The organism is Bartonella sp. MR168JLCBS (genome assembly GCF_042194175.1).
In genome coordinates this window covers 1-527 of record NZ_JBHIMP010000628.1, presented here as the reverse complement: position 1 = coordinate 527, position 527 = coordinate 1, and the positions used below count along the sequence as shown (strand labels likewise).

The following is a 527-nucleotide window of genomic DNA, read 5'->3' as shown; positions in this document are numbered from 1 at the left end:
CGAAAGAGCAGAACGTCATCGGCAAGTCGCCAAACAATTGGTAAAAGACGGCAAAGCTTATTATTGCTATGCCTCACCTGAGGAATTAGCTGAAATGCGCGAAAATGCCCGCGCAGAAGGCCGCCCACCGCGTTATGATGGGCGTTGGCGCAATCGCGATATTTCTGAAGCTCCTAAAGGTGTCAAACCCGTTATTCGCATCAAAGCACCACAAGATGGAGAAACAGTTTTACACGACCGCGTTCAGGGTCATGTTCGCTTCCCTAATAAAGATTTGGATGATTTTATTATTTTGCGTTCCGATGGCTCACCGACCTACATGCATGCCGTTGTCGTTGACGATCATGATATGGGAGTAACACATATCATACGTGGTGATGATCATCTCACAAATGCAGCCCGTCAAACAATTATCTTCAATGCACTGGGATGGGATATCCCTGTTATGGCGCATATCCCACTTATCCACGGTGAAAACGGAGCAAAATTATCAAAACGCCACGGAGCACTAGGAGTTGATGCCTATC

The 527-nt window shown here is 46.9% G+C and carries 1 protein-coding gene; it reads left to right on the top strand.

All coding sequences use genetic code 11. The features are described from left to right. Window positions 1-527 (top strand): glutamate--tRNA ligase (locus tag ACFIK8_RS13090; RefSeq protein WP_375669671.1); only part of this gene is annotated, 527 nt, incomplete at both ends.